Raw genomic sequence first — 22,221 nt, forward strand, 5'->3', positions numbered from 1 at the left:
GTCGCGTCGCGCGGTTCTAGAACTTACCGCCGAGGCCGACACTGCCGCCCGACCCCATCTGCGGGGCGAGCCCGCCGGAGCTCGAACGGCTGGTCGTTTCGCCCTCGATGTCCTCACGGCGAATCCGGCGCTCCGCCTCCGCCTGGGAGCGGGTCTGGCCGCCGGCCGATTTCGGCAGGTCCAGGCGCCGCGTCGGAGCCGTCTGGAGCGGCGCCCCATCGGGATCGACCTCGGCCGCCCTTGCGCGCTGAGCGCCGGGCACGGCACCGCGCATGGAGGGCGGAGGACCGACTTCGCTCTCAGGCATGACGCCACCGCCGCCGGACAATGCCTGGCAACCGCCCAAAGACGCTGCAAGAAGCGCCAGAGCGCAGGCTTTCGACGGGATACGCATCGACGAGTTCCTCAAAAGTATTCCACCTCAGTTCGCGCGGGTGGTTCGGCACGCTTGCGCGCATCTCTACGATGCACCAAAGGCGAAAACCAGACGATCACAGGGCTTTCGTCATACCTCACGCGGCGGACAGGGAAAAATTCCGTGTCGGCGGGCGCCGGTTCGCCTGGACAGCTTCCGCGCTGCACGCCACCATGACCGCCACGGTCCGGTTCTTGCCAATCCGTGATCGGGACGAGCCGCTCCTCTGCCGATCGGTTCGCCGTCATCCACAACTTCGCCTTGGTCCGCTCTCATACGCCTTCCCACTCCATGCCAGGCGAGAACGTCTCGGGATGGCCGAGGTCGAGCGGGAGCCGGCGACATGCTTCTTCGGGGAACGCACGTGTTCAGAACTGTCCGGCTGGTTGCCGCCGCGTCGATCACCCTTTGGGCCGCAGGAGCCGCAGCAGAGGGAACCGCTCCGGCTACCGGTGCGGCGAGCGACGTGTCTCCGGCCGCGCCCGCGGCACCCGCAACCCCTGTCTCGCCGCCGGTGCCGCCACCGCAGATCACCGCACCGGCACAGCCGGCGGCTGCCCCGCCCGTACCGGCTACAGGGACACCCGCGACGGTTCTGGATACCCAGGATTACGAGGGTGTGCTCGGAAAAGCCGTGCGCAGTTCCACCGGCGAGGATATGGGTCGGATCATCGACATCATCCTCGACAAGGATGGTCGGCCACGCGCCGCCATCATCGATTTCGGCGGCTTTCTCGGCGTAGGCTCGCGCAAGATCGCGGTAGACTGGCGCGCCATGCGATTCTCGCCGGATGGTAAGCCGAGCCGCCTCGTCCTTCAACTGAGCCGGAACCAGGTGCGCGTCTCGCCGGAATACAAGCCGGGCGATCCCATCGTCGTCCTCGGCCCGGCGAGCCCGAGCGTTCCGCCCGACGGCGACGCGGCGGCCGGCCAAGCCGCTCCGCCCGCTCAGGTGGCCCCTGCACAAGTCGCTCCCGCGCAAGTTCCGGCAGCGCAAGGCCCGGCAGCGCCAGTCCCGGCAGCGCAGCTCCCTGCGGTTCAGCCCCCCGCCGCACCGACTCCGGCGGCTCCGGTCCAGGCTCCCGTCACGCCGCCGTCGACCCCTGCGGCCACGCCCATGCCAGACAAGCCGGCTGAGAAATCGCCGGACAAATGACGGCATCCCGCTCGCAGAATCGACGCGTCATCAAACCCCGCGAAGTGCCCCGGTCGGAATTTCGACCGCGAGGGGTTCCCCGGCGTGACGCCTATGCCGAGATGCCCGGAGAGGCTTCGACCGACATGCAGGCCGTTTCGGTGAGAAGCAGCCGCGGGCTCGACGCCTTCGCGTTCTTCGTCGCGAACCTCCAGACCGGGTTCGGTCCGTTCCTCGCCGTGTACTTCACGCAGGCGCAATGGACGCAATCCGACATCGGTTTCGCCCTCACGGTGGGCAGCCTCGTCAGCCTGCTCGGTCAGGTGCCGGGCGGTGCTTTCGTCGATGCCGTTCGTTCGCGACGCTTCGCGGCGGGGCTCTCGGTCGTGGCGATCTCGCTCAGCGCCTTCGCCCTCGCCATGTGGCCGAGCTTCCTCATCGTTCTGCTCGCTATGGCGGCCCATTCCGCCGCGAGCTGCATCCTGACGCCGGCCATCGCGGCCATCAGCATCGGGTTGGTGGGTCATAAGCGTGCCGGTGAGCGGCTGGGGCGCAACGCGAGCTTCTCGGCGCTCGGCAACGCGGTCGCGGCGGCGTTGATGGGAGCTTGCGGCTATTACCTGTCGAACGACGCGGTGTTCTACCTCACCGCTTTCCTAATGATCCCGACCCTGATCGCGCTCTCGTTCATCCGTCCGGGCGCGGCGCCGCTACAGGCCCACCAGGCCGAGGCGGTGGAGTCGGGGCCGAAGGAAAGCGCGCTGAAGGCCATCGTCACCAATCGCCCCCTTCTGTGCTTTGCAGCCTGCATGACCCTTTTCTTCCTGGCCAACGCCGCAATGCTGCCTCTCGTCGGCAGCATGTTGACCCTGCGGGCCAGCGAAACCGCCACGGCGCTCATCGCAGCCTGCATCGTGGTGCCCCAGGTCGTCCTGGCGATTTCCGGCCCGGCGGTCGGGCGGGCCGCCGAGAAATGGGGCCGCCGCCCGCTCCTTCTCATTGGCTTTGCCGCCCTCCCGATCCGCGGCCTGCTCTTCGCCTATACCGACAGCCCCGAACTCCTCGTGGCGATCCAGGTCTTCGACGGCGTCTCCGCGGCGGTGTTCGGGGTCATGGTTCCCCTCGTCGTGTCCGACGTCACGCGCGGCACCGGCCGGTTCAATCTCGCCCTCGGTGCGGTCGGAACCGCCATGGGCATCGGCGCTGCCCTGTCGACGTCGCTGGCCGGAATCATGGCCGACCACCTCGGCAGCCACAGCGCCTTCCTCGGCCTCGCCATCGTGGGTCTGGCGGGCTTCGCCCTCCTCGCCCTGATCATGCCGGAGACCCGTCAGGTGGAGGCGACCTGATGGGGGTACGGCATCGAATTCGCTTGCCGCTCAAGACCCGTTCAGGTTTCCTCGGTATAAGAGCGCAAGCTTGACGGCAGCCTGCAACGCTTGGACGAGATTTGCGTTGCGACCTATAGGTTCACGGTTCCGTGCTGCCTGCTTGCAGGGTCACGTCAGAATCCGACAGTTAAGAATGAGCACCGGGATGGTCACCCATATGGAAGACCTCTGCGTCTATGCCGACAGGCCCTTCGCCTTCGTCTCCCGTTACCTGAAGCGGCGGGCCCTTCCCCATCTGGTCATCCTCTGCGCTGTCCTCGGAGCCGTCGCTTTCTCCGTGAGCACGGATTACGCGCTGAAGGGCGTCGTCGATGCCCTAAGTAAGGGGCCGGATGCAGGCCTGATCTGGGGCGCACTGGCCGTCCTCATCGCCTTCATCGCTGCCGACAACATGCTCTGGCGCGTGGCGAGCCTCGTCGGATCCTTCACTTTCGTCGGTGTCACGGGTGATATCCGCCGCGACCTGTTCCGCCACATGACCGGGCATTCGCCGTCCTTCTTCGCCGACCGGCAGCCCGGAACTCTCGCCTCGCGCATCACCGCAACCTCGAACGCGATCTTCACGGTCGAGAACATGTTCGTGTTCAACGTGATGCCGCCTTGCGTCGCGGCCTTCCTGTCGATCGTCTATATCGGCACCGTCAACCTCACCATGGCGGGCGTCCTGGCCGGCATCTTCGCCGCCGTCGTCATCCTGATGTTCAAGATGGCGGCTGCGGGAAAGCCGCTCCACCACGACTTCGCGGCCAAAGCCGCGAGCGTGGATGGCGAGATGGTGGATCTCGTCGGCAACATGCCGCTGGTCCGCGCCTTCTCGGCGTTCAAGCGGGAATACAAGCGCTTCGACGGCACCATCGGCGTCGAGATGCGGTCGCGCCGCTCCTCGCTGCTCTACCTCGAAAAGCTTCGGATCGTTCACGCGATCCTCACGGTCTTCGCGGTGCTCGGCCTGCTCTACTGGGCCATCACCATGTGGGAAGCGGGCCAGGCCACGAACGGACAGGTGGTCCTCGTCTGCACCCTCGGCATCCGTATCCTCGCCGCCACGCGCGACCTCGCCGTCGCCTTGGTGGATGCGACCCAGCATACGGCCCGGCTGTCGGAGGCCCTGCATACCCTGCTTCAGCCGCACGACCTGATCGACCATCCCGAAGCGATGCCGCTTTCAGGCACCGGCGCCGAGATCGAGTTCGATCACGTCGCCTTCTCGTATCCCGACGGTCGCGCGGTCTTCACGGATTTCAACGTGAAGATCGAGGCCGGGCAGCGCATCGGTCTCGTGGGCAAGTCGGGTGGCGGTAAATCGACCCTCTTCTCGCTGCTCCAGCGCTTCTACGAGGTCCAGAGCGGGAAGATCCTGCTCAATGGTCAGGACATCAACCGGGTAACGCAGGATTCCCTGCGCGAAGCCATCACGGTGGTGCCCCAGGACGTGTCGATGTTCCACCGGACGCTGCGCGAGAACATCCGCTACGGCCGGCCGGACGCGTCGGACGAGGATGTCTGGAAGGCCGCCGCGGCGGCGCATTGCACCGATTTCATCGAGGCGTTGCCAGAGGGCTTCGACACGATCGTGGGCGACCGGGGTGTGAAGCTGTCCGGCGGTCAGCGCCAGCGCATCGCCATCGCCCGCGCCATCCTGAAGGATTCCCCGATCCTGCTGCTCGACGAGGCGACCTCGGCGCTGGACGCCGATTCCGAGGAGGCGATCCGGCACGCCCTTGCCAATTTGATGAAGGGGCGGACCGTCATCGCAATCGCGCACCGTCTCTCGACGCTGAAGGATTTCGACCGGATCGTAGTGCTCGAAGGCGGGCGCGTCATCCAGGACGGCTCGCCGGACAAGCTCACCCATCTCGACGGGTTCTATCGCGAGTTGATGAAGAAGGAATCGATGTCGATGGCGCTCGCCGCCGCCTGACCGATCAGGTGGGTGGGGACACGCCGAACCGTTTGATCGCGCGGATGACCGCCGCCGCGCGATAGGGCTTCTGGAAGAAGACCGCGCCGCCTACCATCCGGGGCGGGGTGTGAGAGAAGCCGGTGGCGTAGATCACCGGAAGGGCGGGACGGATGTCCCGCGCGGCTTCGGCGAGCTGCCATCCATCCATCGCACCCGGCAGACGGATGTCCGTGAACAGGATGTCCACCGGGTCGCCACGCTGCAGAATATCGAGCGCGATTTCTGCGGTGACCGCCGGGATCACGTCATATCCGACCTCCTCGAGATGGGCGGTGATGACTTCGAGAAGCGTCACCTCGTCCTCCACGATGAGAATACGGACAGCGGACGCTGGATGGTGCATCGACGACTCCGTTCGGATGAGACTCGGTTAGGACGCCCATGACGGCCACGTTCGCCGCCACCGGTCGAACCGTTGGCGCTCCCCGAGCGTCGCGGCGGGCCTGACGACCAGCATGAACGACCTGGGTGGAATCGGGAATCACCACAGCGTGGTCCGGCATCGAAGTGCCAGACCGCAACCGTGTTTCGCTACTCGACGACGAGCTTGTAGCTTTGGCCCGCCCGGATGACGGCACCCCGCTCCAGCTCGTTGAGGACGAGGAAGCGGTCCAGCGGACGATCGGGCACCACCATCCTGCGCGCCATCTCGTCGGCCGTATCGGCCGGCCCGGCGACGACGACCTGGATGCGCAGCGGGCGCAGGGACTTCACTTCGTCGGGGCCGACGCCGGACAGGCTCTCGGTCCAGCGACGGAACGCGCCATCGGGATCCGTGCTGCCCTTGGCGGCCATGATCATGCGGAAGGTGGTCTCCCCGACCCGGACAGCGGCGAGGCGGAAGGTCCAGTCCTTGCCGCGGGACATCGCCGTGACCGCCGAGTTGCCGGCGATCATCCGGTTCTCCACCGAACTCGCCTCGATGCTGTCGCTCCAGGTTGCGCGCAGCACCTCCTCCAGGCTCTGGCCGACATGGCTTTCGACCTGATCGAACAGAAGGCGGCGGCTTCCCTCACCGGTGGCGCCGAGCACGGCGTTCCGCGTGTTCTCAATCGTGAATCCCTCCGGTACCTCGAAGGCGATGCCGAGGCTCGGATGGAGGAAGCGGCGGCCCTTGACGATCCCGTCGCCCGGATTGTCGCCATAGGCGATGCCGTCGATGGCCGCGAGGTAGCGGGCACGCTCATCGACGCCGAGGCCGGGCGCGCCGATCAGGCGGGCGGCACGGGTGACGAGGTTGATCCGCTCGCTGGTACCGGGATGGGTAGCGAGCATGTCGGGCTCGCCGGCCATGCCCGTCCCGGTCTTCATGTTGGTGGTGCGATTGAGCGAGTTGAGGAACCGGCCCGCACCGAACGGATCGTAGCCGGCCCGCGCCAGGGTCCGGACACCGATCCCGTCCGCCTCGAGCTCCTGATCGCGGGAGAACCGGGCCAGGGCGAATTTCGACTGGTTCTGCAATTGGGCGCCGGTGGCCGGATCGTTGAGCACGTCGGCGACGACCCGGCTCACCAGCTGCGAGCGCAGGGCCAGTTCGGTGCGCGCCGTGGCATGGCGCAGGGTGACGTGGGCGATCTCATGCGCCAGCACGGCGGCGATCTCGGACGTATCGCTAGCCAGCGCCAGCAACCCCCTGGTCACGTAGAGCCGGCCATTGGGCAGGGCGAAGGCATTGATGACCGGCGAGTCGAGAAGCGTGACCGCGTAGGTCTCCTCCGGACGGTCGGTGGCCTTCACCAGACGGTCGGTCACCTCCGTCAGCAGGCGCAGAGCTGCCGGCGAACGGTATTCCCCCCCGAAGGAAGCCACGAGCTTGGCATGGTCGGCATCCGACGCGGTCCGCTCCCGGCCTGTGGTGCGGGGAGCCTCCACCGGGACCTTGATCGCCGCCGGCTGCAACAGGGCGCCGGTCTGATCGGCGCCGCAGCCCACCAACAGCGGCAGGATGAGCGTCGACATGAGCAGGCCGCTTCGGCCAGCCCAGAATCCGCGATGTCGAGTGTGCCCCCCGCTCATTCCGTTCAGCGCCGAAGCGCCCGCTCCTCATCCAAAACTTCGATCATGTCTGCGCTTGCGATGTCGAGGGTGGGTCCGCGCCAGGCCTCGACGACACCGCGAACGCGGACGAGGCGCCCGCGTAGCGTCGCCGCACTCAGACCACGTTCACGCAACTGGCGCCAAGTGCGCTTCGACACGGTGACCGTCAAGCCGTCTTCACCCCGCTTGGCGAAATCCACGTAGGTCCGGGCCGACCGCTCGCCGACATTCACGACCCTCCCTTGCGCCACGATGAAACGACCGGTCGCTTCGCGCAACGCGCCACCCTCCCGGCCCTCACGCACGCCCGTGCGCCAAAGCCCCCTCGCCGCTCCGCGAGCCTCGGTTTCGAGGCTCAGCAGCGCCGGTCTGCACAGCGTGTCGCGTTCGCCGGCATCCACATAGGCAAGTCCCTCCGCGATCAGCCCACCGGCAAGGTCCACCGCCTCGTCGAGAACGGCCGCATCGACCTGCGCGCGTCCCCATCGGTCGGCCTCGCCGCGCGGCACGAGCTCCAGCGGACGGTCCCGATGCCGGAGAAGCCAGGCACGGGCCGCGCCATCCTCTTGCACCGACCAACGAATGCCGCCCAGAATCGCGCGACTGCCCGATGCCAGGATCAACTCGCCGCGCTCGCCGACTCCCGTGAGCGCATCCTGTCGCGTCGAACCGGCCCGGCATTCAGGGACGACGAAGCGCGTCGCCTCGGCCTGCGCCGAACCGGCCAGGACCAGCGCGAAGTTCGCCCATCCAAGGATGCGTCCGATCCTCACGTTCTGAACCCTCACACCGCCCGGCTCCGAACCGCCCGCCATTGTGGGGCGTCGCGGTGCAGCAAAACAAGGAAGCGATCGATGGCGACGAGCGGTTTGCCCCGTTCTGCGGCCAGTTGGCCACACCGGTAGAGCTCTCGGAACCCGCGCTCGGCGTGAACGCGACGGCGCCGCCATGCCGTCTCTTGATTACCGTCCCGGCGGTTCCCAGCTTACGGAAATCGGCTGCGGGCCCCTCTGGCGGATGCGCGTTGACGCCTTCCGTGATGTCGGAGCCGATGCTTTCCTGCGTCTCGCAAAGCATCGACGGTCCCACATGGTCGACTTTCTCTTCATCGAATGGCTCGGCAAGCCTGTCTGGATGTGGCTCGGGTTCCACGCCCTGGTCGCCGGGCTGCTCGCCTTCGACCTCGGTCTGCTACATCGGGACAAGGACCACGAGATCGGGGTGAAGGAGAGCCTCCTTCTCACCGCGTTCTATTTCAGCCTCGGCCTCGCCTTCGGCGGTTGGATCTGGTGGTATTTCGGGGCACAGCCCGCTCAGGAATACGTGGCCGGCCTCGTGGTCGAGAAGTCGCTGTCCATGGACAACGTCTTTGTCATTGCGGTCATTCTCACCTCCCTGGGTATTCCCCGCGCGGCGCAGCACCGCGTTCTCGTCTGGGGCATTCTCGCCGCGGTGGTCCTGCGCGGGCTGATGATCGGGCTCGGCGCCGCGCTCGTGCACCAAGCCGCCTGGGTCCTGTCGTTCTTTGCTGCCTTCCTGATTTTCGCCGGGCTGAAGATGCTGTTCGGCAAGGAGGAAGAGGCCGGCGACATTCAGGACAACGCCATGGTTCGGATGCTGCGCAAGGTGATGCGCATCACACCGGAGATGCACGGCCAACGCTTCGTCGTTCGGAAGCCGGATCCGCAGAGCGGCAAGTCCGTCCTCTGGTTCACCCCCCTTGCGCTCGGCCTGATCCTCGTGAACGGCGCGGACGTGATCTTTGCCGTCGATAGTGTCCCGGCGATTTTCGCGATCACCACCGATACGTTCGTCGTCTACACCTCCAACATCTTCGCGATTCTCGGCCTACGCGCGCTCTACTTCGCTCTGGCGGCCATGGTCGATCGCTTCGCCTATCTGAAGACCGCGCTGGCGTTCATCCTCATCTTCATCGGGACGAAAATCGTGGTGGCCGACACGTTCGACCTCGTTCATGTACCGCCATGGGTGTCGCTTGTCGTGACGCTGGTGCTGCTGGCGGGCGGCGTCGCTTACAGCCTGTGGCGCACGCGGGACGCAGCCAAGGATGTAGCGAAGGACGAGAACAGGGACGCCGTGTCGCAACGCGCCTGAGAGCCGTCTTGAAGTTCGTCACCGGCACCTGTGCCGGTGACGTCACCGATGACTGCGAGGTTAACCGGTCTTCAAACTATGGGGCCGGACCGCTCAGGTGCAGCGACGGATGCGGCGTCGAGCAATCACCGCGACGGTAATGCGGCCAGCAAGTCGCGCAAGGTCGTGATCGTCGAGGCATCGGCGACTCCATCCACGCGCGCCTGACGAAATCTGCGCTGAAATGCCGTGACGACCGCCTTGGTTCGACGATCGAAAACTCCGGTCACGGGTATGTCGTAGCCGTAGAGTGCGAACATGGCCTGGAGCGCTTCGATCGGCTGTCCGGTATCGCCCTCCGCGAAGAAGCGCCCGTCGCGGATGGGTGACGCCGGCACGTGATGTCCGATTCCGGCCGCGGCCAGTCGGTGCCAGGGAAAATGCTCGCCTGGATCTTCCTTGCGTTCCGGCGCCACGTCCGAATGGCCGAGGACGTGCCACGGTGCGATGTTCCAACGGGTAACGAGATCCTGGGACAATGCGATCACCGCGTCGATCTGCTCGGGCGGATAGGGGGGTAATCCGCCCACATGCCCGCCATTGACGATCTCGATGCCGATGGAGCGCGAGTTGATGTCTCGCTCGATTCCCGTCGTGGCGCGGCCCCATGTACCGGCCCCAGCGTGCCAGGCGCGGCGTGATTCCGGCACCATCTGGATCACCCGGCCATCTTCCAGCACCACGTAATGCGCCGAGACCTCGGAGATCGGGTTAGCGAGGCGCTGCAATGCGGCAGCCGCACTCTCCATTCCGGTATAGTGCAGGATCAGCATGGTCGGCGGCCCGTCGCGGCGCTCCCCATGGTTGGGCGACGGCATCACACTGGTCGCCACCGGGCTTTCCGGTTTGGGCTTCATGCGGCAGTTCCTCCGTTCCGCCTCAACGCAAACGCCGTTCGGCGGCGATCCGGTCATAGGCGGCGTTGATCGCTGCGAGCCTTTCGGTCGCGATCGTCACGGCTTCGGGGGGGACGCCTCGAGCGATGGCGCGATCGGGATGGTTCTCCATCACCAGGGCGCGATGCCGGGCCTTCACCTCGGCGTCGCTCGCCTCATGGTCTAGATCGAGGACTAGATACGGATCGTCGGCGAGCCGTACATGCCGCGCGGCGATCCGTCGGAAGGCGACATCGTCGAAGCCGAAGGTCTCGGCCACGGCACGCAGGTAGCGCTCCTCTGCTTCATGGATCGCACCATCGGCCTTCGCGATGTGGAACAGGCCGTCGAGGACATCCTCCAGCAAAGCCGGTTCGTCGCGAAACGCCGTCGCCATCTGTCGCGCATAGGCCTCGAACCCGGCCGAGGTGCCCTTGGCGAGGTCGAACAGCCGTTGGACGCCGGGCCGCTCCCGCTCGCTGACCTGGATGACCTTGGCGAAGGCCTCGACTTCGGAAGGCGTCACCACGCCGTCCGATTTCGCCATCTTGGCGGCCAGCGCCACGAGGCCGGTGGTGAAGACGACATCCCTCGGCGTCGCGCCGAAGATCGCACCTTCCCGATCCACCAGGAAGTGACCGGCGACCCCGCCGACCAGACCGCCGATCGGTCCACCGATGGCCAGTCCGATTCCGGCGCCGCCGAGCTTGCCCCAGATCCCGACGGTCATGCGGAACCGCCTTGATGGGCGTGGAGAGCAAATCCGAGGGGCGAAACGAGAAAAGCGTGAGACAGCATCGGCATCGCAGAGGATCGTCGGCCGGTCATTCGCCGGCGCAGACCCGCATACGGCAAATGCCCCCGGCCCGTCTTGTCTCCACGTCATGAAAAAGGGCCGAGGCATGCGCCTCGACCCCGATGTTCTTCCCGTATGGAAAGATCTCAGCGGCAGTACACGTCGCCGTAGGCGTCGCGATACGTGCCGTAGGGGCAGCGCGGGGCTGTGCCGGCGCCGATGATCGCGCCACTGGCGCCACCGATGGCCGCACCGGCAAGAGCGCCGCCGGCCCGACCGGTGGCAGCACCGCCGATGGCAGCACCGGCCAAAGCGCCGAGGCCGGCGCCGCCGAGTGCACGATCCTGCGGCGTATTGCAGGCGCCGAGGGAGAGGGCGAGAGCCCCGGCGAGGGTAGCGGCAATGAGCTTCTTCATGGTCCCGAGACTCCCTTGTGCGTTTTCTGGCCCGGCTTATCGCCGTGGTGACCTTGCGCAACGTAGCTTAGCCATTCCTTTCGTGGAATGCACGTGATGGGGGAACGGTTCCGGCCAAGCTTTCCGTTCCGGCGAAAAACCCGTTAGTGATGCACGCCAGACACCTTGGGTCGCCCTCGCCGGATGCCCAGATGAGTTTAAACCGTTCGAGGAAGCCATGCTGCGAGCCACCGCCATCGTCCGCAAAGCCGCTATCCGCCCCGATTCCGTTGCCGATAGCGTCACGCTCGATCACGATGGTCGCCAGGGGGCGGCCGCGATCCTCAGCGGCGCGGGAGGCCTGAGCTTCACCCTGGCCTTGTCGAAGCCGGCGCCCGTCGAGGACGGCGATGCCTTTCGTCTCGAAGATGGACGCTTGGTGACGGTTCGCGCCGCGGCCGAACCGTTGCTCGAAGTGCGCGCCGAGAATCCGGCGCGCTTGATGCGGCTTTCCTGGCAGCTCGGCGGCAGTCACGTCCCGGCGGAGATCGGCGCCGACGTGCTCTATATTCCCGCGACTCCGGCGAATGCGGAACTCGTCCGTGGCCAGGGCTGCGCCGCGAACCCGGTCTCACGGGCTTTCAAGCCCGAGCGTGAGGCCCACGACCATAGCCAGTGCGGGCACGATCACCATCACGATCATTCGCATGCGCACGACCATTCGCATGCGCACGATCATGGTCATGACCATGCAGATCACGGGCACGCGCACGCTCATGAGCATGGGAATGATGGCCACACTCACGTGCATGGGCCGGATTGCAAGCACGATCATTGACTGGAACAGCCGAGGCAGACGTCACTCCCGCAAAGCCGGAGCCAGTCTCTTTGATGCGGACATGATGAAACCTGACGATATCCGTTTCTCGGTCGCGCCGATGATGGATGGGACGGATTGAGTTCCGCTGCGTAGGGGAAATGCGCGCTTCCCGGTCCCATGCTGTAACTTTTGCTGTAGACGCTTCCGAGGGCGTCAGCCCTTGGTGCAGCTCCCCGGCTTAGGAACCCTTCAAGCCTAAGTTATTGATTTAATTGAAATGCGTTCCGACCCGCTACGAGGCTTGCAACTAGCGCCTCAGCGTTAGCCCCGCCTTAGAACTATCCCGCTATGATTTGGGGAACGCCAAAATTATAGCGAACAAGGTTGAAGATGGCCAAACGGGTCAGGAACCTAGCGAACAAGCTGGAGCGCTGGGAAATCGCCCTAGTAAAGAAAATGACGCAAACCGGACGGTATTCCGATCAGGATATTCAAGCCTATTTCTCTAGGCCAACTAGAACAATCAATCATGCAAGAGTCGGAGAAATCAGAGACGGGTCCAAGCATGCGGCAGTCAATGCTTCTTCGATAGAAGAACTAAACGATTTCCTAGAGCGTTGGCCGCAGATCGATTGGGACACCGGCGGACATATTATTGGAGACGAACTTGTAATCAAGGCTCGTGAGGCGATCATTCAAGCTGTGCAGGGATATAACAACCCAAAAGCGCACTTCAAAACAGAAATGTTCATAGTGACGGCGGTGATAGCTTGGACATACCTACTTCATTATTTTTACAAAAAGAATGCCATCCCTTATTTTTACTCAAAGGACGGCTCCCCTCTCAAAACTAAATACGGAGCTACAAAGCACTGGGAATTAGAAACATGCCTCAAACATGGCGGCTGCCCACTAAGCGAGGAAGTCAAGGCGAACCTTCTTTTTTTAATAACAATCCGACATGAGATTGAGCATCAGCTGACAAATCGGATTGACGATAGCTTCGGTACAATACTCCAGGCCTGCGCGCTAAACTTCAACAATGCGATTAAGGAAATAGCCGGTCCAAGCTTTGGATTGGAAAAGGACCTTTCTTTTTCTTTGCAGTTCTCCACAATAACACGGGATCAGCGCAACCTGCTTTTGAAGCAAAAAGGCTTGCCAGCCCATATTCAGGCTATGCAAATTGACTACGAAAGCAAGCTTGCGGCCGAGATGATGAGAGATCCCCGTTACGCTTATAAAGTCGCCTTTATTGAGGTGGCCGCAAATCGAAAAGGGGGAGCTGACGAAGCGATTCAATTCATTCGCGCCGGCACTCCCGAAAGTGATGCAATCCTGCGTGTACTTATGAAAGAGACCGAACGTCAAAAATATAAGCCAAAGCAGATTATCGAAATGATGCAGGGCGAAGGGTACGCTGAGTTCGGGGCTTACGAGCACATACAGCTTTGGAAGGAGTTGGATGCTCAAGATCCGAAAAAGGGATTTGGCGTATCTCTACGTCCTAAAGATTGGTGGTGGTACGATAAATGGATCGAAAAGGTGCGCGAACATTGTGCTGCCACTTACGGACGCCCAGCGCGGGAGGCAGAGGTTTTGATGCCGGTCCCGGCGCCCGCCGCTGATTAAGAGGCACAGCCAAGCCATTGATCTGACAGAGAGGCGTTGGAAGATGGGCTGATGGAAACACCAGTCAGATTGCCGCTTCGGGTGCGGGTGGAGAGCGAAGCCGTGGTGGTGAGAGACGCCATCGGGACGGGGCTGAGCTACATCTATTTCGAGGACGAGCCGATCCGGAGGCAGACGGCTAAGCGCGTTACGAGGGCCGTAGCTGTGGAACTGGCGAAAGCGATCGCGCGAACGCTGACGGATCGGTTTTGCGGGCCAGAAACAAACAAGCCCGACGCGCCATGACGGCGGCCGGGCCTGAGAACCGATTCCATCCTATTCAATCGGCCTAAGCGTGCGCGTCACGCCCATGCGTTCGGTTCTCGATGGCCTGCTCTCGCTCAATCGCGGCGAGCAGATGAGTGTGCTGCTTCGACTCCTCGCGGATGATCCGCACGCACTCGGCGATGCGGCCGGTGTCCTCGGTCTGCCGACGGGCGAGGTCGCGAAGCTCCTTCATCACATCGATGACCTCGCGCGGCCCTTGCAGGAACGGCGGCGGCACGTCGGCCAGCGTTGCGGGGGCCGGCGGCGGAAGGTGTTCCTTGTCGCCTCTGGCCCGCGTCACCATCCACGCGATCAGGAGCATCGTGCACCCGCCGACGAAGATCTGCATCACCTCTTGGCGGGCGATGGTGTTGCCCAGAAATTCCAGCCACCCCATCAGCCGGCCATCCTCTCAAGTTTGTCCATCGCCGCGCCGAGGCGGCTCTTCCGAGAGACACCGTCGAGGACGGCCACGTAAACGGATAGGGCCTCGAAACCCGCGAGGGTGCCGAAGACCGGGATGACGAAGCTCGGCGCGTGCGCGACGGTAAGGGCGTCCCAGACCAGGGCCATCGTGAACTGGCCCATGATGAGGCAGCCCACGCCGGCCCCGAAGGCGCGGAAGTAGGCCCCTTTCGGACCCACCGTGACGTTGTTGATGAAGCCGTTGAGGAACAGAGCCATGATCCTGATCGCCCCGACGGAGCCGAACAGGGTTGCCATGTTGGCCTCGCTGAAGCCCATCTCGGCGATGGGGTGCAGAGCGGCGCGTTCCATCGTGTCGCCCGGCATCGCGAGCGTGAAGGCGATGAGGACCATCATCATGGCCATGCACCACTCGAACAGCCTGTAGGTGCTGTAGGGGCCGGCGGGATGGCTGGGGAGGAGCGGGCGGCGCTGGGGCATGCGCCGGCCCTACTTCGGCAGGGAAGCGAGCGCCGGGGCGACGATCTCGGAGGCCGTGGCGCCCCTATCGAGCTTCAACATCCGGAACAGCTTGTTGGCGACCTCCTCCGGCCCGCCGGCCTGATCCATGGTCCACTTGCTGACGGCGTTCACGTCCGCCCGGTTCACCGCGCGCTGAAGGGAGTTGGCGACGATCTCCGCGCCGACGGGGACCGTGACGGTGTTGTCCTTCACTGCGCCGGCCGTCGCATTGACGCCGAAGTCAAACCACTTCCGTAGGGTGCGCTCGACCAGGGCTTCCGAGATCAGCATCCGGGCCATCGGGTAGAACTTGGCGAGAAGCCCCATGACGACGGCGACAAACAGCGGGACCAGGATGTCGCTGAGCAGCTGCGCCACCGCCACCACATACTCACCATAGGGGATGACCACCGCCGGGGTGACGCTCGGCGTGGTGGTGACCTGCGCGAAGGCAGCCACGGGGACGAAGATCGAAACGGCGAGGCAGGCGAACGCCAGCGCCGCGAGCAGAAGCTTGCGGGTCATGATGGTCTCACGATGACAGACGCGGAGAGCCCGTGCTTACCCTCGGCCTTCCCGGACAGGACCTCGAACTTGGCCCAAAGGTCCGGCAGGTAGAGCGATTTCTTGAACGCCTGGACACGCGAGGAGAAGGCCGGCGACAGGCGCACCATCGTCTTGGCCTTCTCGAACACGAGCTTGGCCTGATTCTCATTGCGGGCCATGGCATAGGCCTGCCCGCCCATTTCCCGGTCGCAGATCCAGAACAGCAGCGCGAGCGCCGCCAGAAACTCGGTCTTGCCGTTCTTGCGGCCGATCCAGAGGAACAGCCGGCGGAACAGCCGGAACCCATCCGCCGTCTTCCAGCCGACGAGCAGCCGGACCACGCATTCCTGCCAGAAGGCGAGGCGGAATGGCTTGCCGGCCCAGCGCCCTTCCGTGTGCCGGAACAGGTTGGGCCACAGCGTCACGACCTTGTCGGCCAGGGCCTGATCGTACCAGGCGCCCGGCGTCGCCGCCGCGCGCGCCCAATGCAGGGCGACGAAGGCGAGCGCCGTCTGGCCCTCGGCGGTGACCACCCATTCGGGCCGATGCGGCGCGACGGGGTGGACGGGCGCCGCCGCGACGGCGGCTGAAGCGACCATCAGTTCGGCCGAGTGCCCGGCGCCGGAGTGGCGTGGTCGGCCATGAAGCCGATCGGATCGACCTCGGCCGGACCCGATTGCGAGGCCGGTCGGCGGCCCTGATCCTGGTCGTCGTCGAACAGGCCGCCGAGCGGGTTGGCGGCCTGGTCGCGCATGACCTTGTAGCGGTCGGCCGGGGTGAGGCCGTAGGCCGCTTCGAGCTTGCCCATCGCCAGTTCGAGCCGGTCGCGGTGGTTCGCCGCCGGGTGGCGACGGGGCATCTCATCGCCGTTGACGTTCTTGACCATGCGCGTGATGCCCTCGGCCTTGATCGTCTGCGTCGCCTCGATCCACTCGGCCTGATAGACGCACCACCGCGCGAAGGCGTATCGGTCCATCCGGTCGAGCAGGTTGCGGCGGAGGAGGTTCGGAGCTTGCTCGCGCCAGATCTTGACCGCGAGCTTGAAGGCGTCGTCGCCCTTGCCATCCGTGAGGAAGGCCGGCGGGCGAAGCGGATCGTTCGCCGCGAGCCGATCAGTTCGAGCCATGGTCCGGGCCGCGCGGGCGCGCTTTCCGGGGCTTCCCTTCGCGGCCTGTAGAGCCGGGCTGTCCGGCTTGCGTCCTCGGGTCATGGGCGATCAGCCAAACCGCTGCTTGGCTCCTCTCATAAAAAAGTTTCCGGCAAATTCGCGGAGAAAAAGAAGAGCTTGAGGGGCCGGTCTAGGGCCGTCGCCCTGTAGACTTTCGACACCCCCCACCCCCTGCCGTGTCGGCAGGAATGTCACACCCGAACCGTTGCATGGGGGCAACACCGAGGGACAGGCCTACCGGCCTGCGCGCTCCTCGGCCTGCTTGGCACCATCGTGGCAGGGCACGCAGAGGGACTGGAACGGGCCGCTCCAGAACCGCACCACATCGCCTCGATGCGGCTCGACGTGGTCACACACGATGGCAGCAGTCACGACGTCGAGGGCGAGGCACATGCGGCACAGCGGTTCGATGCGAAGCTGCTCGCGCCGGGTCGCCTGCCATCGAGCCGTGCCGTAGAGGGCGCGGGTCTCAGTCTCGGCCCGGCGACGTCGATCATAGGCCTGCGTGCGAGCCTTGCGATCCGCATCCGATCCAGGCCCGGAGGCAGGACGGAAAGTCCGTGGGCGCGTGGGCATACCTCTGGATACGAAAAAGCCCCGCATGCTCGCGCATCGGGGCCGTCCACCATAGCTACCGCACGAAGCGACGGTTGCAAATTTACAACAGTCAGTTCGTGCGCAAGATCAGAGCTATCATTGCGCCTTCACCGAAGCAAGCGGCATTGGCGCGACGCTCGGCCGTCCGAACAGAGTAATCAACACGGAGATCCGGTCGCCCGGCAGCAACTCGACCACGGTGCCGGTGAAGCCACGGAACGGCCCTTCGGTGAACTCCACGCTTCGGCCGGCGACATAGATCGCTTCTCGGTGAGCCCACTCCTCCGCCCGCGCCTTAGCAGCCTCGGCCTCGGCCCGCGCCTTCTCGGCCTCGTCAGAGAAGTCCCAGGTTCCGTTACCCTCCAAGACCCGCAGGCCCTGGATCATCTCATGGGTGACCAGCACCGGCGCACCGTGGTTCTTCACCAACCCACCCAGCCCAGGCGTGTCGCGCATGCCGTAGAACGTCTGGCCCGCATCCAGACCCACGAACACGTAGCGAGGGAAGGCCGGGCTCTCCTCCGTGACGCGACGCCGATGCAGCGTGCGGCTCACCCGCATGGTCGGCACATAGGTGCGATAGGCCCGGCGCCGCAGGGTACGGGCCACCGACGTCTCACGCCGAGGGTCGGACACAGCTACGAACCACTGAGCCGTGTCGCCATCACCAGGGCGCACAGCCTCAGGCTCGACGGTCGCCTCAGCCTGCGCCTTTAGCTCGCTCGCCCCGACCCAACGGGACAGTTGCTCGGGTGAGAAATCCTTCGGGCTCAAGGAACGCAGAGCAGAAGCACCAGCAACATCGCCTTGCATAGCGGCTAACTCCTTCAGGTGACCAAGGTGAGGATTGGAGGGTATCGCGAAATCAATCATCACCCAACAATTCTCCAACACTTCCAACAAGATATATACCTTGGGTGACCAAGGTGATGATTTTTCCACGTAGTGTCTATGTTTAATAAAAGAAGCTGACCCCGAAACCCCGTTTGTCTATAGCTACGCGCGAAAAGGTCACCTTGGTCACCCGTCGCACTTAACCCGTTGTTTCAGCTTGATAAATCGCGGGTGACCATGCGAATACGAGCATCACCCGAAGGTCACCATCATCACCCCAAAAGGGCGCGCGCGAGCCTCACCGATGGAAATCCATCCGATCTTGGGGTTGCGGGGCATCCGGACGGTCGGGAACGTCGTGCAGTTCGACCCCGCGATAGAAGACGCGCCCCTGCACCGGGCCATGCTCGTAGAGTTGCTTGAGCCGCTTCCCGAACCGGTTCTGAGACAGCGTTCGCTTCGCGTTCGCCAACGACCACGAATGGTACGCCTCATAGAGCGCGTGCGCCGTTTCCCGACCCTCCACCGAGGGCCGCACGCAGGCGGCCAGGAACTCGCCCACCGGGTCCATATCCTCCCGGTATTCCTTGGTGTCGGCCGTCACAGAGGGCGCGATCACGAGCCCATTGGTCATGAAATCCTTCACGCCCTCAATGAGCCAGTTGAGGATGCCGGCCCCCTCGTCCCGCACGAAGCGGGAGACCACCGCCTCGAACTCTCCTCGCTCGGCCTCGGGGATGGTCTGGTCCCAATGCACCAGAAGCATTCGCCGCCAGATGCCGTTATCGGTGCCAGTAATGGTCGGGTAATCGTTGCCGCTCATGTGCGGCGTGGCGAAGTTCTGGAACTCGAAATACCCCTTGTAGAGAGACCGGACCGGGATCGGCTCGCCGCCCGTGAGCTTCTTGATCATGTCCTCTTGCAGCGGCACGTTGCCCGCCACTTCGAGCACGCGGACGAACCGTCGACCGTAGAGCCTGGCAATGTCGGGTGAGGCCCCGCCCGAAGCGCGCTCCGAGCCCCCCACGATGGATTCGCGCGGCAGACCGACCGCGAGGCTCGGCCCCAGCACACGGGCCACGGTTTCGAGGAACACGGACTTGCCGTTCGCCCCGAGGCCGTAGTGGAACATGAGGTGCTGGACGGGCACGCTGAGCAGGCCCAGAGCCGTGAAGATCTGGACCGTGCGCCGCTTGTCGGCATCCGGCAGCATCCGCTCCAGAAAGCCCCGCCACAAGGGCGCTTCGGCGTCCTCCCGATAGGGTTGCGGGACCACGGCGGTGATCCAGTCGTCGCGACGATGCCCCTCGATGGCGTCGCACATGCCGATCAGGCGCTTCACGTCCGGGTCCGGGCATTCCAGATCCTGCTCGGCCCGGAAGCTCAGCGTGTGCGTCAGGCAGGCCACGCGGTAGCGGTCGGCGTTGTAGGCGTCCGGGTTGCGGCGCAGGCGGGGCCCGGCACAGAACAGGGCCGCCTCCATCCGGGCCTTGTTCTTTGAGGATACCCCGAAGGCGCGCCGCTTGCCTCTGCGCTTGTCCAGCGCATCGGCCGCCGCCGCCCCCTTGCCGATCGCCACCTTTTCGTCGTCGGTGAGTTCGGCCTTGGCCTTCCCTTCCAGGGCGCGCGCCTCATCGAGCGCCGCTTTCTCGCGCGGTGTGGGATGGATGAACTCGCTCTCGAGGATGATCCGGCCGCCGAGGCGTTGGACCACCACGTTGGCCCGCGCGAGGCCGCCGGCCAGATCCCAATGCGTGCCCGTCCAGGCAAGCCACGATCCGCCGGACACCTCGTCCTGCGCCACCACCGATAGGTCGGCGCCGAAGTGGCGGATCAGCCGCTTGCCGTTGTCGGTGTCGGAATGGTCGAGGGTGGCGCACCAGGCCAGATCGTCGGCATTCGGCTTGCCTGGATCGTCGCCAGCATCCTCACCGTCCCCGAAGGGTGGTTCCGGAGGGTCGCCACCACCCCAGCTATCAGACGGGTCGAACTCTTCGCCCTCGCCGCCCACCGGCTCAGCCCCGATCGGCTGCGCCTCATCGACCAGCCGTGCAATGTCGTGACGCGGATCGTCGGTCATGCGAAGTCCAATGATGTGCTTGGGAGGTCAGAGGGCCGGGCAACGGAGGCGGGATCGCCCTCACCGGCCCAGATCATGAGAACCGAATACCGGCCGTGCGTCGGGCCAAGGTCAGAGGCGAAGCGCCAGCCGGCGGCCTCAAAAGCCGGAACTTCGGCATGGCGGACGTAATGGAGCCAGACGATCACAGCAGCGCCTCTTGAACGCTGGTCACGGGCGCAGGCCCAGCGAACATCCGGGGTCGCGAAAGCTCGTCAGCAATCCGGCGGCACGCAGTATCGAAGTGACGGGGCTCGCGCTCGATGCCGGTGAACGACAACGCTTTGCCTACGCAGGCGACGCCGGTTGTTCCCGATCCCATGAACGGATCACAGACCGTGGCGACATCCTTGGGCAGATGATCCAGGCACCAAGACATGACACCCAAAGGCTTCTGCGTCAGGTGGAAGCGCGGCTCCCTCCCCTTGCGAAGCATGCCGTTCCACATCCAGCGAAGCCGACGGACGGCCTTCGGCATGTTGGTCCACGCCAACTCACAGTCGGCGAAATCGCCAGTGTTCTCCTTGTCCCAAACCAGCCAGCATGAGGTAGGCGGCAAGGTGAAGTAGTTGCCACCGAAGATGATCTGCCACCGGCAATTCTCGCGCATCCAAGCAATCGTCTCAGGCGGTGCCGGCTGTTCATCCCAGGCATCGTCGCCGTAGTCCTTCGCTGCGGCGACCTTGTTACCGCGAGTGCGGTTCTTGGCTGCGGACTCCCCGATCCCGTAGGGTGGATCTGTCACTGCAGCATCAAACCGACCCAGCGTCGGCAGGATCTCACGGCAATCGCCGAGGTAGAGGGTGACGCCCTCGGCGAGGTGCTCGACCCGGTTGTTCACGCCGCAGCCCTCCGAAGCACATCGTTGAAATCGCCACCCTCAGGCGCCCACGAAGCGACCACTTCCAAACCCGGACGCTGATGCTTGAACCGGCGAGCGCCGCGCTCCAGGGCGTTCTCGGTGAAGGCCCGGTCGCTGTCCCCGTCGCCGAGGAGCCACACCTTGCGCACGCTCGGCGGGATCGGAATCGACGGATGCGCGAGGTCCGGCACCCGGCCAGGGATCTTGCGAGCGCGAGTGCGGCCGAGGCTGTCCGTGAGGGTTGCCGACGGGTGCTTCTCCCGATCGGTGGCGGTGCCTCCGATATTGCCGAGGCTATAGGCGGACCAGAACGCGGTGGTGGCGAAGCGTCCATCAAGCACGGGCCGCGCTCGCCACACCGACAGGACGGTCTCCGTCCCCTCGCCCATGACTAGATCGGTCGGCTCCGGCACGCGGACGAGCGGTATCCGTCCACCCTTGGCGCTGCCCCGCACTTTCTTCGCCGGCAGCAGCTCGCCTGTCTTCGGGTGGACGATCTCAGCCTTGCCCGAGGCGGTGGCGAGGTCGATCCAGGTGGCATGCAGGCCGGCGAACCGGCCGTCCGGCCCGACAATCATCGCCACCAGCGCAGGCCCGCGATGGATCACCACCTTTTCGGCGCCGGTCTCCACCGTCTCGAAATACGGGTGGTCGACAACCGCGCGCAGCAGGGCGCTCGGCGGGGCGATAAGACCGCGCTTGGTCAGATAGGCCTCCGCCGCCGTGCCCGGCAGGCCGATCGCCCTCGACCAGATGTCCCAGCACGCCCTGCGCTCGCGCTCGCGAGCGCGGGCCTTTGAGGCGTCCTTGATCTCTTCCTGCCGTGCGGCCTCGGCTTGGCGCTTGCGCCACGCAGCCTCGCGCGCGGCTTTGGCCTCTGCCGTTTCACCCTGGTGGCGATCAGGCGGAGGCCGCCCTGTCAGGATCTCGCAGGCGACGCGGAACTCACAGCCCTCAAGATACTGCGTCAGTGCGATCACGTCCCCGCCGAGGCCCGAGCCACGGCAGTGGAACACCCCCTTGGTGAGGTTGATCGAAAATCGGTCCTTGCCGCCGCAGACCGGGCACGGCCCCACGCGCTCGCCGCCGCTGGATTTCAGCGACACCGTGCGGCGCTCCACTGGCACGGCGATGCTGACGGCGCGGGCATCGTCGACCCATTCGTCAAAAGCGGTGCCGGTCATGATCGGGCTCCATGGAATGCAGGCGCGTCGAAGCGCTCGCGCGGCGAGGAACAGAGGCGGTTGGA

General features: G+C 64.9%; 25 protein-coding genes. 7 read left to right on the forward strand and 18 right to left on the reverse strand.

Annotated elements, in window-relative coordinates:
- Positions 1 to 16 precede the first annotated feature (16 nt).
- Positions 17 to 394 carry a hypothetical protein gene (locus ACYQML_RS23480; protein WP_056428763.1) on the reverse strand — a complete coding sequence of 126 codons (378 nt, stop codon included), beginning with the start codon at positions 392 to 394 and terminating at the stop codon, positions 17 to 19.
- A 385-nt stretch (positions 395 to 779) separates the two neighbouring features.
- On the opposite strand from ACYQML_RS23480, the gene ACYQML_RS23485 reads away from it, so the two are divergent.
- The 3 genes from ACYQML_RS23485 to ACYQML_RS23495 all read left to right on the forward strand — a co-directional run bounded on the left by ACYQML_RS23485 (position 780) and on the right by ACYQML_RS23495 (position 4,862).
- Entirely contained in the window at positions 780 to 1,571 is a 792-nt protein-coding gene (locus ACYQML_RS23485) for a PRC-barrel domain-containing protein (protein WP_461234191.1), read from the forward strand.
- Positions 1,568 to 2,899: an MFS transporter gene (locus ACYQML_RS23490; RefSeq protein ID WP_461234193.1), complete on the forward strand. Its 1,332-nt coding sequence runs from the start codon at positions 1,568 to 1,570 to the stop codon at positions 2,897 to 2,899. Before ACYQML_RS23485 ends, ACYQML_RS23490 begins: the two co-directional genes overlap by 4 nt.
- A gap of 199 nt (positions 2,900 to 3,098) precedes the next feature.
- Positions 3,099 to 4,862, forward strand: coding sequence for an ABC transporter ATP-binding protein (locus tag ACYQML_RS23495; RefSeq protein WP_056428957.1), 1,764 nt, complete (start codon positions 3,099 to 3,101; stop codon positions 4,860 to 4,862).
- A gap of 4 nt (positions 4,863 to 4,866) precedes the next feature.
- On the opposite strand, the gene ACYQML_RS23500 is transcribed toward ACYQML_RS23495, so the two are convergent.
- From ACYQML_RS23500 to ACYQML_RS23510, 3 genes are all read right to left on the reverse strand, one after another.
- Positions 4,867 to 5,247 carry a response regulator gene (locus ACYQML_RS23500; protein WP_461234194.1) on the reverse strand — a complete coding sequence of 127 codons (381 nt, stop codon included), beginning with the start codon at positions 5,245 to 5,247 and terminating at the stop codon, positions 4,867 to 4,869.
- Positions 5,248 to 5,435: 188 nt separating this feature from the next.
- Positions 5,436 to 6,863 (reverse strand): M48 family metalloprotease, encoded by a 1,428-nt coding sequence (locus ACYQML_RS23505; RefSeq protein ID WP_311276191.1) that lies wholly within the window; start codon positions 6,861 to 6,863, stop codon positions 5,436 to 5,438.
- Positions 6,864 to 6,925: 62 nt separating this feature from the next.
- Positions 6,926 to 7,756: a DNA-binding protein gene (locus ACYQML_RS23510; protein ID WP_461234195.1), complete on the reverse strand. Its 831-nt coding sequence runs from the start codon at positions 7,754 to 7,756 to the stop codon at positions 6,926 to 6,928.
- A 274-nt stretch (positions 7,757 to 8,030) separates the two neighbouring features.
- On the opposite strand from ACYQML_RS23510, the gene ACYQML_RS23515 reads away from it, so the two are divergent.
- Positions 8,031 to 9,056, forward strand: a complete 1,026-nt coding sequence (locus tag ACYQML_RS23515) for a TerC family protein (protein WP_461234196.1) — start codon at positions 8,031 to 8,033, stop codon at positions 9,054 to 9,056.
- A 125-nt stretch (positions 9,057 to 9,181) separates the two neighbouring features.
- Here the strand turns inward: ACYQML_RS23515 and ACYQML_RS23520 are convergent, their stop codons facing one another.
- The 4 genes from ACYQML_RS23520 to ACYQML_RS23535 form a co-directional block, all read right to left on the reverse strand.
- Positions 9,182 to 9,952, reverse strand: a complete 771-nt coding sequence (locus tag ACYQML_RS23520; RefSeq protein ID WP_461234197.1) for an N-acetylmuramoyl-L-alanine amidase — start codon at positions 9,950 to 9,952, stop codon at positions 9,182 to 9,184.
- 22 nt (positions 9,953 to 9,974) lie between these two features.
- On the reverse strand, positions 9,975 to 10,700 hold the full coding sequence (locus tag ACYQML_RS23525; RefSeq protein ID WP_056428741.1) for a TerB family tellurite resistance protein: 726 nt from the start codon (positions 10,698 to 10,700) through the stop codon (positions 9,975 to 9,977).
- A gap of 212 nt (positions 10,701 to 10,912) precedes the next feature.
- The gene (locus ACYQML_RS23530; protein ID WP_018042474.1) at positions 10,913 to 11,182 is read right to left on the reverse strand and encodes a hypothetical protein; all 270 of its coding nucleotides are present in this window, start codon (positions 11,180 to 11,182) and stop codon (positions 10,913 to 10,915) included.
- Between the two features lie 67 nt (positions 11,183 to 11,249).
- Entirely contained in the window at positions 11,250 to 11,696 is a 447-nt protein-coding gene (locus ACYQML_RS23535; protein WP_461235786.1) for a hypothetical protein, read from the reverse strand.
- Between ACYQML_RS23535 and ACYQML_RS23540 the strand changes: the two genes are divergently transcribed.
- From ACYQML_RS23540 to ACYQML_RS23550, 3 genes are all read left to right on the forward strand, one after another.
- A complete protein-coding gene (locus ACYQML_RS23540; protein WP_461235774.1) occupies positions 11,664 to 11,999 on the forward strand; it encodes an urease accessory protein UreE C-terminal domain-containing protein in 336 nt (111 codons plus the stop codon). The two genes, ACYQML_RS23535 and ACYQML_RS23540, sit on opposite strands and share 33 nt — an antisense overlap.
- A complete protein-coding gene (locus ACYQML_RS23545) occupies positions 11,905 to 12,120 on the forward strand; it encodes a hypothetical protein (RefSeq protein ID WP_461235787.1) in 216 nt (71 codons plus the stop codon). Before ACYQML_RS23540 ends, ACYQML_RS23545 begins: the two co-directional genes overlap by 95 nt.
- Before the next feature lie 251 nt (positions 12,121 to 12,371).
- Positions 12,372 to 13,613 (forward strand): DUF3644 domain-containing protein, encoded by a 1,242-nt coding sequence (locus tag ACYQML_RS23550; protein ID WP_461234198.1) that lies wholly within the window; start codon positions 12,372 to 12,374, stop codon positions 13,611 to 13,613.
- A 328-nt stretch (positions 13,614 to 13,941) separates the two neighbouring features.
- Here the strand turns inward: ACYQML_RS23550 and ACYQML_RS23555 are convergent, their stop codons facing one another.
- The 10 genes from ACYQML_RS23555 to ACYQML_RS23600 all read right to left on the reverse strand — a co-directional run bounded on the left by ACYQML_RS23555 (position 13,942) and on the right by ACYQML_RS23600 (position 22,156).
- Entirely contained in the window at positions 13,942 to 14,316 is a 375-nt protein-coding gene (locus ACYQML_RS23555; RefSeq protein ID WP_461234200.1) for a hypothetical protein, read from the reverse strand.
- Positions 14,316 to 14,825 (reverse strand): hypothetical protein, encoded by a 510-nt coding sequence (locus ACYQML_RS23560; RefSeq protein WP_461234201.1) that lies wholly within the window; start codon positions 14,823 to 14,825, stop codon positions 14,316 to 14,318. The genes ACYQML_RS23555 and ACYQML_RS23560 overlap by 1 nt, the downstream gene beginning before the upstream one ends.
- 9 nt (positions 14,826 to 14,834) lie before the next feature.
- Positions 14,835 to 15,371: a hypothetical protein gene (locus ACYQML_RS23565; RefSeq protein ID WP_461234202.1), complete on the reverse strand. Its 537-nt coding sequence runs from the start codon at positions 15,369 to 15,371 to the stop codon at positions 14,835 to 14,837.
- Positions 15,368 to 15,991 carry a terminase large subunit domain-containing protein gene (locus ACYQML_RS23570; RefSeq protein WP_461234203.1) on the reverse strand — a complete coding sequence of 208 codons (624 nt, stop codon included), beginning with the start codon at positions 15,989 to 15,991 and terminating at the stop codon, positions 15,368 to 15,370. The genes ACYQML_RS23565 and ACYQML_RS23570 overlap by 4 nt, the downstream gene beginning before the upstream one ends.
- A complete protein-coding gene (locus ACYQML_RS23575; protein ID WP_461234204.1) occupies positions 15,991 to 16,602 on the reverse strand; it encodes a phage terminase small subunit P27 family in 612 nt (203 codons plus the stop codon). Before ACYQML_RS23575 ends, ACYQML_RS23570 begins: the two co-directional genes overlap by 1 nt.
- A gap of 192 nt (positions 16,603 to 16,794) precedes the next feature.
- A complete protein-coding gene (locus ACYQML_RS23580; RefSeq protein WP_461234205.1) occupies positions 16,795 to 17,136 on the reverse strand; it encodes an HNH endonuclease in 342 nt (113 codons plus the stop codon).
- 117 nt (positions 17,137 to 17,253) lie between these two features.
- The gene (gene nusG, locus ACYQML_RS23585) at positions 17,254 to 18,030 is read right to left on the reverse strand and encodes a transcription termination/antitermination protein NusG (RefSeq protein ID WP_461235775.1); all 777 of its coding nucleotides are present in this window, start codon (positions 18,028 to 18,030) and stop codon (positions 17,254 to 17,256) included.
- 259 nt (positions 18,031 to 18,289) lie between these two features.
- The gene (locus tag ACYQML_RS23590; RefSeq protein ID WP_461234206.1) at positions 18,290 to 20,071 is read right to left on the reverse strand and encodes a DNA primase family protein; all 1,782 of its coding nucleotides are present in this window, start codon (positions 20,069 to 20,071) and stop codon (positions 18,290 to 18,292) included.
- A gap of 184 nt (positions 20,072 to 20,255) precedes the next feature.
- Positions 20,256 to 20,951 carry a DNA methyltransferase gene (locus ACYQML_RS23595; protein WP_461234207.1) on the reverse strand — a complete coding sequence of 232 codons (696 nt, stop codon included), beginning with the start codon at positions 20,949 to 20,951 and terminating at the stop codon, positions 20,256 to 20,258.
- The gene (locus ACYQML_RS23600) at positions 20,948 to 22,156 is read right to left on the reverse strand and encodes a DUF7146 domain-containing protein (protein ID WP_461234209.1); all 1,209 of its coding nucleotides are present in this window, start codon (positions 22,154 to 22,156) and stop codon (positions 20,948 to 20,950) included. Before ACYQML_RS23600 ends, ACYQML_RS23595 begins: the two co-directional genes overlap by 4 nt.
- Positions 22,157 to 22,221 lie beyond the last annotated feature (65 nt).

The sequence above is a fragment of the Methylobacterium sp. CM6244 genome, assembly GCF_054817885.1.